Annotated in this window: 13 protein-coding genes; 4 read left to right on the top strand and 9 right to left on the bottom strand. The window is 65.8% G+C overall.

Annotation, left to right across the window (positions count from 1 at the left end):
• Positions 1-6 precede the first annotated feature (6 nt).
• From dinD to J8G26_RS10340, 3 genes are all read right to left on the bottom strand, one after another.
• Positions 7-873: a DNA damage-inducible protein D gene (gene dinD, locus J8G26_RS10330; RefSeq protein ID WP_210568849.1), complete on the bottom strand. Its 867-nt coding sequence runs from the start codon at positions 871-873 to the stop codon at positions 7-9.
• Positions 870-1,511, bottom strand: a complete 642-nt coding sequence (locus J8G26_RS10335) for an N-6 DNA methylase (RefSeq protein ID WP_210568850.1) — start codon at positions 1,509-1,511, stop codon at positions 870-872. The genes dinD and J8G26_RS10335 overlap by 4 nt, the downstream gene beginning before the upstream one ends.
• A 224-nt stretch (positions 1,512-1,735) precedes the next feature.
• Complete coding sequence (locus J8G26_RS10340; RefSeq protein WP_210568851.1) at positions 1,736-2,128, bottom strand: Hsp20/alpha crystallin family protein; 393 nt, start codon at positions 2,126-2,128, stop codon at positions 1,736-1,738.
• 93 nt (positions 2,129-2,221) lie between these two features.
• On the opposite strand from J8G26_RS10340, the gene J8G26_RS10345 reads away from it, so the two are divergent.
• Positions 2,222-3,568: a branched-chain amino acid ABC transporter substrate-binding protein gene (locus J8G26_RS10345; RefSeq protein ID WP_210568852.1), complete on the top strand. Its 1,347-nt coding sequence runs from the start codon at positions 2,222-2,224 to the stop codon at positions 3,566-3,568.
• 87 nt (positions 3,569-3,655) lie between these two features.
• On the opposite strand, the gene J8G26_RS10350 is transcribed toward J8G26_RS10345, so the two are convergent.
• The 6 genes from J8G26_RS10350 to J8G26_RS10375 all read right to left on the bottom strand — a co-directional run bounded on the left by J8G26_RS10350 (position 3,656) and on the right by J8G26_RS10375 (position 10,738).
• Positions 3,656-4,417 (bottom strand): ABC transporter permease, encoded by a 762-nt coding sequence (locus tag J8G26_RS10350; RefSeq protein WP_210568865.1) that lies wholly within the window; start codon positions 4,415-4,417, stop codon positions 3,656-3,658.
• A 5-nt stretch (positions 4,418-4,422) separates the two neighbouring features.
• Positions 4,423-5,388, bottom strand: coding sequence for an ABC transporter ATP-binding protein (locus J8G26_RS10355; protein ID WP_210568853.1), 966 nt, complete (start codon positions 5,386-5,388; stop codon positions 4,423-4,425).
• A gap of 30 nt (positions 5,389-5,418) precedes the next feature.
• Positions 5,419-6,516 carry a lytic murein transglycosylase B gene (gene mltB / locus J8G26_RS10360; RefSeq protein ID WP_210568854.1) on the bottom strand — a complete coding sequence of 366 codons (1,098 nt, stop codon included), beginning with the start codon at positions 6,514-6,516 and terminating at the stop codon, positions 5,419-5,421.
• Between the two features lie 10 nt (positions 6,517-6,526).
• Positions 6,527-8,599, bottom strand: a complete 2,073-nt coding sequence (locus J8G26_RS10365; RefSeq protein ID WP_210568855.1) for a DUF3488 and transglutaminase-like domain-containing protein — start codon at positions 8,597-8,599, stop codon at positions 6,527-6,529.
• A gap of 115 nt (positions 8,600-8,714) precedes the next feature.
• Positions 8,715-9,797, bottom strand: a complete 1,083-nt coding sequence (locus J8G26_RS10370; RefSeq protein WP_210568856.1) for a DUF58 domain-containing protein — start codon at positions 9,795-9,797, stop codon at positions 8,715-8,717.
• A 20-nt stretch (positions 9,798-9,817) separates the two neighbouring features.
• Entirely contained in the window at positions 9,818-10,738 is a 921-nt protein-coding gene (locus J8G26_RS10375; RefSeq protein WP_087746799.1) for a MoxR family ATPase, read from the bottom strand.
• Between the two features lie 41 nt (positions 10,739-10,779).
• On the opposite strand from J8G26_RS10375, the gene J8G26_RS10380 reads away from it, so the two are divergent.
• The 3 genes from J8G26_RS10380 (at position 10,780) to J8G26_RS10390 (ending at position 14,055) form a co-directional block, all read left to right on the top strand.
• Positions 10,780-11,733, top strand: coding sequence for a histone deacetylase family protein (locus J8G26_RS10380; protein ID WP_198314711.1), 954 nt, complete (start codon positions 10,780-10,782; stop codon positions 11,731-11,733).
• A gap of 157 nt (positions 11,734-11,890) precedes the next feature.
• Positions 11,891-12,676: an enoyl-CoA hydratase gene (locus J8G26_RS10385; protein WP_198314710.1), complete on the top strand. Its 786-nt coding sequence runs from the start codon at positions 11,891-11,893 to the stop codon at positions 12,674-12,676.
• Positions 12,676-14,055: a mechanosensitive ion channel domain-containing protein gene (locus tag J8G26_RS10390; RefSeq protein WP_087746795.1), complete on the top strand. Its 1,380-nt coding sequence runs from the start codon at positions 12,676-12,678 to the stop codon at positions 14,053-14,055. The genes J8G26_RS10385 and J8G26_RS10390 overlap by 1 nt, the downstream gene beginning before the upstream one ends.
• Positions 14,056-14,283 lie beyond the last annotated feature (228 nt).

The raw sequence follows: 14,283 nt of genomic DNA on the forward strand, positions 1-14,283 counted from the left end.
CGGTGCTCATACGTTCTGGCTCTCAGGCCCTGGCAGCTTGCCCGATTGCTTTTCGATTTTCTTGTCCTCGGCTTTTACCCGGCGCTCCAGCTTTTTGATGTCTTCTTCCGCTGGCAACTGTTCGGGTGCAATCCCACGCTGACCCAGCATGGCGCGCACGCTCTGGTTGTTTTGCACATGCTCCTGGGTGATGGAGCGCTCGCCCAGCAGGTTGGCCTGCTGCACGTTGTGGTTGGTCATTTCCGTCGCCAAGTTCTTGGCGGCAATGGTGAGTGTGGGCAAGAAGTCAGCCAGCGGACGGGTCTGCACGATGCCGTATTTGTCTTTCATCATCTGCGTGGTGTGGCCGCCAAACAGCGCCGCATCGCCCTGGGCACGGATACGGCCAAAACCGGCATCGTCCACGCCGCGTTCGTAGATGTTTTGCGATAGCGCTTTTTCCGATTCGCGCAGGCGGTCGCGCGCCTCCAGCCGGGCTTGCAGGCGCATGCGGTCTTCAATCAGTTCCTGCTTGCGCGTCTGCACCGCAAAGTAACTTTGGGCAAAGGCAATGGCCTGCTTGCGCGGGTCGCCGTTTTGGGCGATGAGGTAGCAGGCGTAGCGGGTGAGCATGAAGTCTTCGACGGGACGCTTGGCACCCTTAGCCGTATCGATCATTTTCGTGACGCCACGAAAATGATCCGATTCGTTGTAACCCGTTGATTTGCAAGAATCTATGGCCCGATGGATGGCAGTGGTGAAGTTCTCCCAGCGGGCGTAGCCCAGGGGCTCCATCAGGTCACGGGCAAACCAGAATTCGATGCCCTCATCGGGCAGTTGCTGGCTGAGTTCGTCAAAGCGTGCGGTGAGCTGGGGAACGATGGTGTCAGTCATATGCAGTCTTTTGGCAGGGCGGCCAGTTCGCCCACGGTCATGGGCGGATGGGTGGTGACCGGGGTAAAGATTTCGTGCTTGCCCAGGTCAGCAAAAAGTGAGCCCTCTTCACTGAACTTTGATGCGCCGGTGAGCGTGTCAAACCTAAAGTCGCGCCGCTGGTATTTGCCTTTGCCCAGGTAGCCCCATTCGGCAAAGGTGATGGCCTGGCCGTTGTGGTCGCGCATGGTCAGGGCGTCGCCATGCACCAGGTTGTGCCGCAGCACCTGCGTTGCCGCGCGGTACAGCTCGTCGGCTTCTTCCAGTTGCAGATAGTCGGCAAAGACTTCCAGCACATTGGCGCGGCATTCGGCAATGTTGTCGGCCAGCAGCTCGATGCCGTAGATGCACATCAGCCCCAGCAGGGCGTAATGCCGCCGCTCGAAGTCAGACTTGCCGTATTTGCGTTCGACTGCAGCGAGCTTGCGCCGCAGGATTTGCACGATGAAGTTGCCGCTGCCGCAGGCGGGCTCCAGAAAGCGGGAGTCGATGCGCTCGCTTTCATCCTTCACCAGATCGAGCATGGCCTCGACCATCCACGGCGGGGTGAAGACCTCACCGTGGTCGGCAACGCGTTGTTTGGATTTGACGAGGTTCATGGGGGGCTTCACTGGCTGGCGTTGAAAACGCTCAGGTTGTAACACTTGGCTGTGCGTGATTGCCGGAACCTTATTGGGGGCTTTGTGCCAGTGAGGGCTTTGGGAGCGGTTTTATTACATGCCTGCAACGGGTGAGCCATCAACAAAAACCGCCTGAGGCGCATGCGCTTCAGGCGGTTTTTGCTATTGAATGCGTAGCATTCGTGCACTGCCCACTCAGCCTTTCAATGCACGACCAGCTGCACCGACTTGTCGGCCGGTACCAGCCGGGCTAGCGTCAGCGTCAGCACACCGTTTTCCAGCTTGGCCGTGCTGGCAGCGGCGTCAATGTCTTCGGCCAGCTCCCAGGCGCGCTGCACCTGGCGGGGGGCGCCTTCCACGCTTTGCAGTTTGACTACATTGCCTTCAATGCTGATCTGCAGCTGATCGCGCGCCAGGCCGGGCACGTCCAGTTGCAGCGTGGTGGACTTGTCGTCGTGCGTCACGGTGCAGCCGGCGGTGGTGCCGGCGCGGGCTGGTGTTTCGAGGGCGCCCATCAGGAAGCGTTGCAGCGCCAGATCGGCAGGACGGGGTGCGTTGGCGTAGGCGGCGCGGCGGATCACGGGGGCGAAAATCATGGGGTGGCTCCTATACACTGCGCGGCTCTCGGAGTGGTCGCCGCATGCTAAAGAGGTGTGTACAGCCACACCGCATTTCAAGGGAAAAATGGCATGAATAAATTGCAGTCGGCGGGCTTGAAATCAGGCGCGGCGGTATTACGTCAATCCGTTTTGGCTGTTGTGGCCGCAGTGGCTGGCACGCTGACCTTGGCGTCGGCCAGCTGGGCGCAGACCCTCGCACCCAAGGCGGCAGTGTCGCAAGCCCAGCCGGTGAAGCTGGCTTTGATCGAGAGCCTGTCGGGCCCTTTTGCCAACACGGGCGAGGCGGTTTTTCGCAACATTTTCTGGGCCATCGAGCGCGTGAATGCGCGCGGCGGCGTGCGTCTGCCAGCCACTGCGGGCGGTGCGCGCCCGCTGGCGCTGGAGCGCTACGACAGCAAGGGCCAGAACGAAGAGGCCCTGTCGGCGCTGCGCGCGGCCATCGACGATGGCGCGCAGGTCATTTTGCAAGGCAATTCGTCGGCCACGGCGGCGGTGCTGATCGAGGCCATCCACAAGCACAATGAGCGCGAGCCGGGCAAACGCGTGCTGTTCCTCAACTATTCGGCGGTGGACCCCATCCTCACCAACGAGAAATGCAGCTTCTGGCATTTCCGCTTTGATGCCCATGCCGACATGCGCATGGCCGCGCTGATGGAGGTGGTGCGCGAGGACAAGGCGCTCAAGAGCGTGTACCTCATCGGCCAGGACTACAGCTTTGGCCAGGCCGTGCTGCGCGAGGCCAAGCGGCAGTTGGCCGCCCAGCGTCCCGATGTGGCGGTGGTGGGCGACGAACTGCACCCCGTGGGCCGCGTGAAAGACTTTGCACCCTACGCCGTCAAGATCAAGGCCAGCGGCGCGCAGGCGGTGGTTACCGGCAACTGGGGCAACGATCTGACGCTGCTGGTCAAGGCCGCGCGCGAGGTAGGTTTTGACGGCAATTTCTACACCTTCTATGGCAACGCGCTGGGCGCCCCCGCCGCTTTGGGCGATGCCGGCGTGGGCAAGGTGGTGGCCGTGGCCGACTGGCTGCCCAACGTGCCGGGCGCGCAAAGCGAGGCGTTTTACCAGTCGTTCCGCGCACGCTTTCCCAAGCCGGAGGATGACTATGTGCACATGCGCATGCAGCTCATGGTGGAGGCGCTGGCCCAGTCCATCGAGCGCGCGCGCAGCACCGATGTGGTGGCCGTGGCCCGGCAGATGGAAAAAGCCAGCGTGCAGCTGGCCGGCCAGGGCGGCGCCATGCGCGCGGCCGACCACCAGTTCCAGCAGGCCCTGGCCGTGGGCGTGATGGACAAAAAGGGCGCACCTGGCGTGAAGTTCGACGTGGAAGGCTCGGGCTACGGCTTTCGCGTGGTGCGGCAGATTGCCGCCGCCAAGGCGCAGCAGCCGCACAGCTGCACGATGCAGCGGTTTTGAGCGCGCCAGCGCCTCAGCGCGGCGGGTGTGCGGCTGGGGCTGGCTGCGGTGGCACCGCTGCGCGGGTCGCAGCGCGGGCCCCAGCGCTCAGCGCCGAATCCGGTAGCCCGTCTTGAACACCCACCACACCGCGGCCAGGCACGCCGCCATGAACACCAGCGTCATGCCCACGCTCACGCCCATGTGCACGTCGGCCGCGCCATAGAAGGCCCAGCGCAGGCCGCTGATGAGATAGACCACCGGGTTGAACAGCGACACCGTCTGCCAAAAGGGCGGCAGCATGCTGATGCTGTAGAAAGCACCGCCCAGAAACGTCAGCGGCGTGATGACCAGCAGCGGAATGATCTGCAGCTTCTGGAAGCTGTCGGCCCACAGCCCGATCAGAAAACCGAACAGGCAAAACGTGATGGCCGTGAGCACCAGAAAGCCGAGCATCCACACCGGGTGCGCGACCTCGTAAGGCACGAACACCCGCGCCGTTGCCAGGATCAGCGCACCCACTATCAGCGATTTGGTGGCCGCCGCGCCCACATAGCCCAGCAGCACCTCGACCCAGTTGACCGGCGCGCTCAGCAGCTCGTAAATGGTGCCCGACCACTTGGGCATGTAAATGCCAAAAGACGCGTTGGAAATGCTTTCAGAAAGCAGCGACAGCATCAACAGCCCCGGGATGATGTAGGCGCCATAGTCCACGCCCCCAATGTCGCCCATGCGCGAGCCAATGGCCGAGCCGAAGACGATGAAATACAGCGATGTCGAGAGCACCGGAGCAATCAGGCTCTGCGCCCAGGTGCGAAAGGCGCGGTTCATCTCGAAGCGGTAGATGGCGCGCACGCCGTGCAGGTTCAAACCCATCATTGGCTGGCTTTCTGTTCGTGGACGAGGCTGACGAAGATGTCTTCGAGCGAGCTCTCGGACGAATGCAGGTCCTTGAAGTCGATGCCGTGCTCGCCCAGTGCGCGCAGCAGCGCGGCGATGCCGGTGTCTTCCTGCTGTGTGTCAAAGCTGTAGGTCAGCGCATGGCCGTCGGCAGACAGGGCCAAAGGCCAGCGTGCCAGCGATTCGGGCACGCGCTCCATGGGGTGCTGCAGCGTGAGGGTGAGCTGCTTTTTGCCGAGCTTGCGCATCAGCACGGCTTTGTCTTCCACCACGATCAACTCGCCCTGGCGGATCACGCCGATGCGGTCGGCCATGTCCTCGGCTTCCTCGATGTAGTGCGTGGTCAGGATGATGGTGGTGCCGGCATCCTGCAGCGCGCGCACCAGGCGCCACATGTCGTGGCGCAGTTCCACGTCCACGCCGGCGCTGGGTTCGTCGAGGAACAGAATTTTCGGCTCGTGCGACAGCGCCTTGGCGATCAGCACGCGGCGCTTCATGCCGCCCGAGAGCGCCAAAATTTTGCTGTCCCGCTTGTCCCAGAGCGAGAGGTCTTTCAGGATCTTTTCGATCAGCGCCGGATTGGGGGCCTTGCCAAACAGCCCGCGGCTGAAGCTCACGGTGGCCCACACGGTCTCGAACGAGTCGGTGTGCAGCTCCTGCGGCACCAGGCCGATGGCGGAGCGGGCCGCGCGGTAGTCGCGCACGGTGTCAAAGCCGTCGGCCGTCACGCTGCCTTCGGTGGCTCTGGTCATGCCGCAGATGACGCTGATCAGCGTGGTCTTGCCGGCGCCGTTGGGGCCGAGCAGGGCAAAAATTTCGCCGCGGCGGATGTCCAGGTTGACGTTCTTGAGCGCCTGGAAGCCGCCCGCGTAGGTTTTGCTGAGGCCGCGCACGCGCACGATGGCGTCTGCAACGGGCGTCGAATGGGTGGTGGCTGACATACGGTGTTGGCTTGAAAGAGGTGGGCCAGCTTAGCGTGCGCGCGCTGCGGCCACCTCGCGCCCCAGCTCGATCACGGCCATGGCGTAGTAGCTGGACCAGTTGTAGCGCGTGACGGCATAAAAATTCTCGGTGCCGGCCACGTAGCTGGGCGCGTCGCCGCCGTTTTGCAGTTCCACCAGCGCCAGCGGCCCGGCGTGTTGCGCTGCTGCGGCGTCCAGCACGGCACCCTTGGCCTGCATGCTGGCGGCGCTGAAGGTGGGCAGGATGTCGGGGGCCAGCAGTTCGTCAAGTTGCACGCGCGCGGGATCGGCGTCGAACTGCACGCTGTAGTGCGTGGGCAGGCCCGGCTTCCAGCCATGGGCGATGAAGTAATTGGCCACCGAGCCGATGGCGTCGGCGGGGCTGTTGAACAGGTCCACGCGGCCGTCGCCATCAAAGTCGATGGCGTGGCGCACCCAGCTGGAGGGCATGAACTGCCCCAGGCCCATGGCGCCCGCGTAGCTGCCGCGTGGCTCAAACGGATCGACGTTGGTGCGGTGCGTGAGGCTCAGAAACTGCTCCAGCTCGCGCTGGAAGAACGCGGTGCGTTCGGCGGCGCGCGGGTGTGCCGCCGGGAAGTCAAACGCCAGCGTGGCCAGCGCGTCCATCACCCGAAAATTGCCCATCTGCTGGCCGTAGATGGTTTCCACGCCGATGATGCCCACGATGATTTCGGCGGGCACGCCAAATTCGCTTTCGGCGCGCGCCAGGGCTTCGGTGTTGTCCTGCCAAAAGCGCAGGCCCGCACGGATGCGCACCGGGTCGATGAAGCGGCTGCGGTACACCCGCCAGTTCTTGGCCTGGCCCTTGGGCGCAGGCAGCATGAGCCGGGGCACCTGGGGCAAAAAGCGCGCTTGTCCGATGGCCTGGCGCACCCATTCGCGGTCCAGGTCGCGGCGCTCGGCCAGGTCGTTGGCAAACTGCAGCGCCTCGGGGCGCGTGGCGTAGGCGGTGCCGACGGGCGCGGCGGCGTTGCGAGCGGTAGTGGCCTGGGTTTTGCCAGATTTTTGGTGTTTTTGGCCGCTAGCGCTTATGGGTATTGCGCAAGCAGCTATCAATAAAATAGCGATGTGTACGGTTTTCAGCATGTCGTCGGGTTCATCGGCGCGCGGTGGCGGCGGGCCAGGAAAGGGTGCGGAATTCGCGGCGCAGGGCGTTGAGCTGGTGGGCGGGGTTTTCGGGGTGCGCGGCATAGCGCCATTGCTCCAGCCGCAGCAGCCAGTCGGCCACGCCTTGCGCGGCATCGCCAAATTGTGCCTGCACCTGGCGGGCCATGGCGCGCGGTGGCAAAGTGTCGGGCAGGGTCAGGCCACTTTGGGCCAGGCGCTGGCGGGCGCGGGCCAGCAGGCGCAGCCAGGGGTCGTGCTGGCTGCGCTCCCACAGCGTCCAGCCGGCGCCGCCCAGCGCGGCCAGCCCCACCAGCGCGCCCAGCGCGGTGACGAGGTCTTGCCAACTGGGCGATGCAAACCCCAGCGCCTTGAGCAGGTCGAACTGGCGGCTTTGCGTGTAGTTCAGCACCCACTGGTTCCAGCCGTTGTTGACGGCTTCCCACATCGCGCGCAGGTTTTGCGCCATGCTGGGGCTCATCACGGTGCCCATGGCGGTGGCCAGGGCGCCGCGCGGGGCCTGCAGGCGCTCGAAGGCGCCGGTGCGCCCGGGGGCCACAGCGCTGGTGGGGTCCACGCGCACCCAGCCGCGCCCGGCCATCCACACTTCGGCCCAGGCGTGGGCGTCGCTTTGGCGCACGGTCCAGTAGCCGTCCACGGCGTTGCGCTCGCCGCCCTGGTAGCCGGTGACGATGCGCGCCGGAATGTCCATGGCGCGCATCAGCACCACGAAGGCCGAGGCGATGTGCTCGCAAAAGCCTTCCTTGCGGTCGAACCAGAACTCGTCGGCCGTGTGCTGGCCGTACACGCCGGGCTCCAGCGTGTAGCGGTAGCCACCGGTGCGCAGGCGCGCGAGCGCGGCGTTGACGAGGGCGGGCGTGGCGTCACGGGCTGGGTCACGGGCCGGGTCGGATGCGATGCGCGGGTCGCTGCGCAGTTCTTGGGCCAGGGCCAGCGTGCGCGGGTTGAAGCCTGGTGGCAGCTCGGTGTAGGCGCGCAGCGCGGGGGTGGCGGTGTCGGGCCCGTGGCGAAACTGCGGGTAGCTTGCGGCCTGGTAACGCGTCACGTCGGTGATGGGTCGGCTGGTCCGCCACTGCAGGTCGTCCGTCATGAAGGTGCCCATGCCGGCCACAGCGGGCTTGTCGCGCGCGGCGTCCAGCACCAGCAGCCAGGGGCGCTGGTGGGGCTCCAGCGTGACTTCGTAGCGCAGAGCCGGGCCTTGGACCCGCAGTTGCGCGGGGCTGTTGGGCCGCTCCAGCGCACGGTTGCCCGCGCGGTACGACAAGGGGTGCCATTCGCTGCCGTCAAAGGTGGCAAACACCGGCCCCCGAAAATACAGATCGCTTTGCGGCGGCGGGGCCCCGCCGGGGGTGTCGAAGCGCACACGCATGGCCACGCTGTCGTCCAGCGCCAGCTCGGCGATGTTGCCCACTTTCATCACCCCCGACAGCCCGCTGCGCCCCGCCATGGTGTCGCTGGGCATGCCCCACAGCGGCGCCATGCGCGGAAACAGCAAAAACAGCGCCGCCATGATGGGCGCCCCCAGCAGCGCCATGGTGCCGGCCAGGCGAAACGCCTGCGCCAGCGGTGGCCGCCCCACCGGCATGTGGGCGTTGACCAGGGCCGTGAGCAAGCCCAGCAGCGCCACCAGCATGGCCACCGCCGTGGGCAGCGATTGCGAGAAGAAGAAGTTGCTGAGCATCGTGAAGAAGCCCAGGAAGAACACCACCATGGCATCGCGCCGTGCGCGCAGCTCCAGCGTCTTGAGCGCCAGCAGCATCACGATGAGCGTGACGCCGGCATCGCGCCCCACAATGGTCTGGTGGCTGAGCAGCGTGCCGGCCACCGCCAGCACCAGCAAGCCGGCCACGGCCCAGCGCCCCGGCAGTGGCCGGCCCTTCCAGGCCAGCCAGCCGCGCCACAGAAGCACGGCGCCCGCCATCAGGCTGGCCCAGGCCGGCAGGTGGGCCACCTGCGGGGCCACCACCCAGGCAATCACCAGCAGCAGAAACAGCGTGTCCCGCGCGTCGCGTGGCAGGGTGGCAAGGGTTTGGCGCAGGGTCATGGGGCGAGGCGCAGCGCCCGCGCACAGGGTGGGCAATTGCTATTAAATAAAGAGCTTATGGCGCTTGATGGATAAGCGCTATAGGCAATTTTGGTGCATATTTTTAGGGTGAGGCTCAGCACAGCGCCAGGGCCTCCAGGCAGCGCTGGCGGTGGGCCGCGCCGGTGTCGGGGGCCAGCTCCAGCGCCGGCAGGCGCAGGCCGTAGTCGATGCCCAGGCGGTCGGCCTGCAGCACCCAGGCCGTCAGGCGCGCGATGCGGGCTTCGTGGTCGGGCAGGGCGGCATGGGCCAGGTCCAGCCACAGTTCGTGGCGCTGGGCCTGCTGGGCGTCGCGGCTGACCAGGTCGTCCGTGCCTGTGGCCAGCGATTTGGCGGCCTTCTTCCAGACCACCAGCTTGAGCGGGTCGCCGCGCCGGTAGGCGCGCACGCCGTCGAATTCGCCGATGCCCTGGATGCTGGCGCTGCCCGTGCCGCTGGCACGCGGCTCGCCGGGCGGCAGCGGCGGTGGGGGCACCTCGGGGGCGGGGTACACCAGCACCTGGGCGGCGGGGCGCCAGTAGCTCCAGACGCGGAAGGTGCCCAGCGGAAAACGGGTTTCGGCCACGAGCGTGGGCACCCGGTGCAGGCCCCGGCGCGTGGGCTGGAACGCCACCTGCACGCTGGCGCTGCCCTGCGCGGGCACGTCGGTCATGGCCCCGTCGTGCCTGCTTGTGCCATGGCCGTGCACGGACAGCGCAATGGCGTGGCGCGGCGTGCGCCGGTCGCTGAAAAGCTGCACTTCAAACGCCGTGCTGCCACCCAGAAAGTGGGGCTCGGGCGCTTTGAGGTGCAGCGTGATGCCGCGCAGCGTGGCGTGGCACACATGCATGCCCGCCACCGCGCTGCCAGCCAGCAAAAAGGTCAGCAGATAGCCCAGGTTGAGCTGGAAGTTGATGGACGCCACCAGCAGCACCAGCAGCGTGCCGGCCAGCATCCAGCCCGCGCCGGTGGGCAGGATGTACACATTGCGCTGTGTGAGTGTCAGGGTGTCGGCCAGCGGCAGGCGTGCCTCCCACCAGCGCGCAAAGCGCGCACGCGCCCGGGCCAGCGGATTCAGCGCGGCCTGGCGCGAAGGCGTGGCAGCGCGTGCGGACGGCGTGGGTGCAAGGAGATCGGCAGCAGCGGTAGCAGCGGCAGAGGCGCCGGAAGGGGACGGCATGGCGTGCGGACCCAAGACAGTCAAGGCAGGGGCACCGACTCGGCCATGGCGCGCACCTGCTCCACCGCGCCGCGCCGCGCGTCGCCCACGGGCACCAGGCGGTGCGCAATGGTCTGCGGCAGCACGGCCTGCACGTCGTCGGGCGCCACATAGTCGCGCCCGCTGATCAGCGCCTGGGCCTTGGCGGCGCGCACCAGCGCAATACCGGCGCGCGGCGACAGCCCCTGCAAGAACCAGCGACCCGTGCGGGTGGCGGCAATCAGGTCCTGCACATAGTTGAGCAGCGGCTCGGCGGTGTGCACGGCCAGCACCTGGCGCTGCAGTTGCGCCAGCTCGTCCTGCGACAGCAGGGGCAGCAGGCTGTCCACCAGGTCGCGGCGGTCGCTGCCGGCCAGCAGCAGGCGCTCGGCGGCGCGGTCGGGGTAGCCGATGGAGATGCGCATCAAAAACCGGTCGAGCTGCGATTCGGGCAGCGCAAAGGTGCCCAGCTGGTCGTGCGGGTTCTGTGTGGCGATCACGAAAAACGGGTGGGGCAGGGCGCGGGTTTCGCCCTCCACCGACACCTGTTTTTCTTCCATGGCTTCGAGCAGCGCGCTCTGGGTTTTGGGGCTGGCGCGGTTGATTTCGTCGGCCAGCAGCACCTGCGCAAAAACGGGGCCGGGATGGAACACGAAGGCCTCCTTGCCGCGTTCGTACACCGATACACCGGTGAGGTCGCTGGGCATCAGGTCGGCCGTGAACTGCACCCGCGAGAACTGCAGGCCAAACGTGCGCGCCAGCGCGTGGGCCAGCGTCGTCTTGCCCACGCCCGGCACATCCTCGATGAGCAGGTGGCCGCCCGCCAGCAGGCAGGCCGCGCAGTCCCGTACCTGGGCGCTTTTGCCCACAATCACCGTGTTAAGCTGGTCCAGAAGCGATTTGATTTTTGGCTGTGCATGCATGGCGCCACGTTATCCGAAAAAAGAGACACGGGGATTTCACTGTGAGCAAGACAGGCTATTTCACCCATCCCGACTGCCGAAAGCACGAAATGGGGCCGGGGCATCCCGAATGCCCCGAGCGGCTGGACGCCATCGAAGACCGTCTGCTGATCACCGGCGTGGCCGATGCCCTGGAGCGCTACGAAGCGCCCGAGGCCTCGATCGCCGACATCGAGCTGGCGCACAGCCGGCTCCATGTGGCGGCGATGCGCGGCCTGTCGGACCTGCTCAACGAAGATCTGCTGGCGGGTGGCCCTGCCTACTCGCAGATCGACACCGACACGTCCATCAATGCGCACACCTGGAAGGCCTCGTTGCGCGCCGCCGGCGCGGCCCTGGCCGCCACCGACGCGGTGATGGCCGGCGAGATCACCAACGCGTTTTGCGCGGTGCGCCCGCCCGGCCACCATGCCTGCCACGACAAGGCCATGGGTTTCTGCTTTTTCAACAACGTGGCGGTGGCGGCCAAATATGCGCTGCAGCGCTATAAGCTGCAGCGTGTGGCGGTGGTGGACTTTGACGTGCACCACGGCAACGGCACTGAAGACATCCTGGCCAAAGACCCGCGCGCGCTCATGGTGGGCATCTTTCAGCACCCGTTCTATCCCTACAGCGGCGACCAGAATCCGGCGCCCAACATGGTGAATGTGCCGGTGGCGGCCTATACGCGCGGCATGGACATCCGCGAAATCATCGAGATGATGTGGATTCCGCGCCTGGAGGCCTTCAAGCCCGAGATGATCTTCATCAGCGCGGGCTTCGACGGCCACCGCGAGGACGACATGGGGCAGCTGGGTATGGTGGAGGCCGACTACGCCTGGATCACCCACCGGATCATGGATATCGCCCGGCGCTATTCCAAGGGCCGCATCGTTTCGTGCCTGGAAGGCGGCTACGTGATGGGCCCCCTGGCGCGCAGCGTGGAAGCCCATGTGCGCGTGTTGGCTGAATTATGACCAACCACCTGAGCGGCTGCGCCGCTTCCCCCTTCTCTCGCTGCGCGGGAAGGGGGACGACGCCAGCGCTGCGGGGCGGCCCTTGCGCGGCGTCTGCTGGCCAGGGGCGCGCCAGTTTTCTGCGCTGTGAGACAGTTGGCGTACAGGAAAAATTGAAATGACGATGAATGATGAACTGCTTCGGGTCTCGCGCGATGCGCGCGGCGTGGTGACACTGACCCTGAACGACCCCGCCCGCTTCAATGCGCTGGGCTGCGAGATGCTGGCCGCGCTGCAGCAGGCGCTGGACGCGGTGGCCCGCGACGACAGCGCGCGCGTGGTGGTGCTGGCGGCCGAGGGCAAGGCGTTTTGCGCCGGCCACAACTTGAAGGACATGGCGGCCCACCCCGAGCTGGTGTGGTACCAGCAGCTCTTTGCCCAGTGCAGCCGCGTGATGCTCACCATCCACAAGCTGCCGGTGCCGGTGATTGCGCGGGTGCAGGGCATGGCCACTGCGGCCGGTTGCCAGCTGGTGGCGCAGTGCGATCTGGCGGTGGCGGCGAGCGACGCCAGCTTTGCCACCAGTGGCATCCATTACGGCCTTTTCTGCGCCACGCCCAGCGTGCCGCTGGTGCGCAACATGCCGGCCAAGCGCGCCATGGAAATGCTGCTCACCGGCGATTTCATCGACGCCCCCACGGCGCTGGCGCAGGGCCTGGTGAACCGCGTGGTGGCGCCCGAGGCGCTGGATGCCGAGGTGGAAAAACTCGTGCAGTCCATTGTGCAAAAGCCCCGCGTGGCGGTGGCCATGGGCAAGGCGCTGGTTTACCAGCAGCGTGAGCTGGGCCTGGATGCGGCCTACCAGCTGGCCGGCCAGGCCATGGCCGTCAACATGATGGACGCGGCGGCCCAAGAGGGCGCTCGGGCTTTTGCCGAAAAGCGCGCTCCGGTGTGGAAGGTGTGATGGCCATGCAGTCTGTTTCGCCGGTGTTTGATGATGTGCAGCAGTGGTTTCGGGCATTTACGCAGCCCACGGTACTGATCGAGCTGGGGGCGCTGGCCTTGTGCGTGGCGCTGGCCTGGCTCATGGTGTCGGCCTTGCGCCGTGCGCTGGGTCGCGATGAGCCACGCTCCATCCTGTTTGGCCGCAAGGTGGTGGATGGCGTGCTGTTCCCCCTGACCTTGCTGGGCCTGGGCTATGTGGCGCGGGCGGTGTTGGCGCTATGGGTGCCGTTGGCGGCATTCAAGGTGGTCATTCCGGTGCTGATCTCGCTGGTGGTGATCCGCGTGGGGGTCAAGGTGCTGCAGGCGGCCTTTCCGCAGGCCGCCTGGGTGCGTCCCATCGAGCGCACCATCTCCTGGCTGGCCTGGCTAGCCATGGTGCTGTGGGTGACGGGCCTGCTGCCGCTGGTGTTGCAGGAGCTCGACGAAATCACCTGGAAGGTGGGGGCGACCACGCTGTCGGTGCGCACCATGATCGAAGGCGCCGTGACAGCCTGCGCTGTGCTGATCGTGACTCTGTGGGTCTCCTCGGCCATCGAGTCGCGCCTGCTGCGCTCGGCCAAGGGCAGCGAGCTGTCGTTGCGCAAGGCGTTCAGCAATGCCGCGCGCGCCTTGCTGATCTTTTTGGGCTTGATCCTGGCGCTGTCCGCCGTGGGCATTGACCTCACGGCCCTGTCGGTGCTGGGCGGCGCCGTGGGTGTGGGCATCGGCTTTGGCCTGCAGAAGCTGGCGGCCAACTATGTGAGCGGCTTTGTGATCCTGGCCGAGCGCAGCGTGCGCATTGGCGACAATGTTCGCGTGGATGGCTTTGAAGGCCATATCACCGACATCACGGGGCGTTACACGGTGATCCGCTCGGGGGTGGGGCGCGAATCCATCGTGCCCAACGAGATGCTGATCACGCAGCGGGTGGAGAACCTTTCGCTGACCGACCCGCGCGTGTGGATGTCTACCGTGATCAGTGTGGGCTATGACAGCGATGTCGATCTTGTCGTTCGTCTGCTGGGCGAGGCGGCACTGGCCAACCCGCGTGTGCTGCGCGAGCCGGGGCCGTTGGTGGCTCTGTCGGCCTTTGGGGCCGACGGGCTGGAGTTCACTGTCGGTTACTGGATCACCGACCCGGAAAGTGGAACGCTCGGTTTGCGCTCGGACATCAACCGGGCCATTCTCGCTGCGCTGCGCGCCCACCACATCGATATTCCCTACCCGCAGCGCGTGGTGCACCTGCGACCGCAGGATGTGCCCGCTTCCAGCGAAGATGCGCACGCTTCGCCAGGCGCTGCCCCGTCGCCTGATTTGCAGGGGCCTCTGGTGCGGCATGGTGCTTCGCCCCTCACGTAACAGCATGGACTGGACAATGAGAGCGAACACTGGCCTATAATTTACAAAAAGCACGACCGTTCTTTTTGTGACTCTGTGTGCTGTGGATGGCAGCAGTTTTGATGCCGTGCGGCATAGAATGCCTCGGTTAACGTAAACGTCAATTCAACGAACTCTAAATTAAGGAGCCGCAGTAATGAAGGTCTTGGTCCCAGTCAAACGCGTGGTTGACTACAACGTCAAAGTCCG

It is taken from the genome of Acidovorax sp. JG5, assembly GCF_017939685.1.
Lineage (GTDB): Bacteria > Pseudomonadota > Gammaproteobacteria > Burkholderiales > Burkholderiaceae_C > Acidovorax.

Coding starts and splice junctions, on each gene's coding strand:
- J8G26_RS10385 (WP_198314710.1), top strand. CDS start 11,891: ATGACGATGAATGATGAACTGCTTCGGGTCTCGCGCGATGCGCGCGGC.
- J8G26_RS10335 (WP_210568850.1), bottom strand. CDS start 1,511: ATGAACCTCGTCAAATCCAAACAACGCGTTGCCGACCACGGTGAGGTC.
- J8G26_RS10340 (WP_210568851.1), bottom strand. CDS start 2,128: ATGATTTTCGCCCCCGTGATCCGCCGCGCCGCCTACGCCAACGCACCC.
- J8G26_RS10355 (WP_210568853.1), bottom strand. CDS start 5,388: ATGTCAGCCACCACCCATTCGACGCCCGTTGCAGACGCCATCGTGCGC.
- dinD (WP_210568849.1), bottom strand. CDS start 873: ATGACTGACACCATCGTTCCCCAGCTCACCGCACGCTTTGACGAACTC.
- J8G26_RS10375 (WP_087746799.1), bottom strand. CDS start 10,738: ATGCATGCACAGCCAAAAATCAAATCGCTTCTGGACCAGCTTAACACG.
- J8G26_RS10370 (WP_210568856.1), bottom strand. CDS start 9,797: ATGCCGTCCCCTTCCGGCGCCTCTGCCGCTGCTACCGCTGCTGCCGAT.
- J8G26_RS10390 (WP_087746795.1), top strand. CDS start 12,676: ATGGCCATGCAGTCTGTTTCGCCGGTGTTTGATGATGTGCAGCAGTGG.
- J8G26_RS10345 (WP_210568852.1), top strand. CDS start 2,222: ATGAATAAATTGCAGTCGGCGGGCTTGAAATCAGGCGCGGCGGTATTA.
- J8G26_RS10365 (WP_210568855.1), bottom strand. CDS start 8,599: ATGACCCTGCGCCAAACCCTTGCCACCCTGCCACGCGACGCGCGGGAC.
- mltB (WP_210568854.1), bottom strand. CDS start 6,516: ATGCTGAAAACCGTACACATCGCTATTTTATTGATAGCTGCTTGCGCA.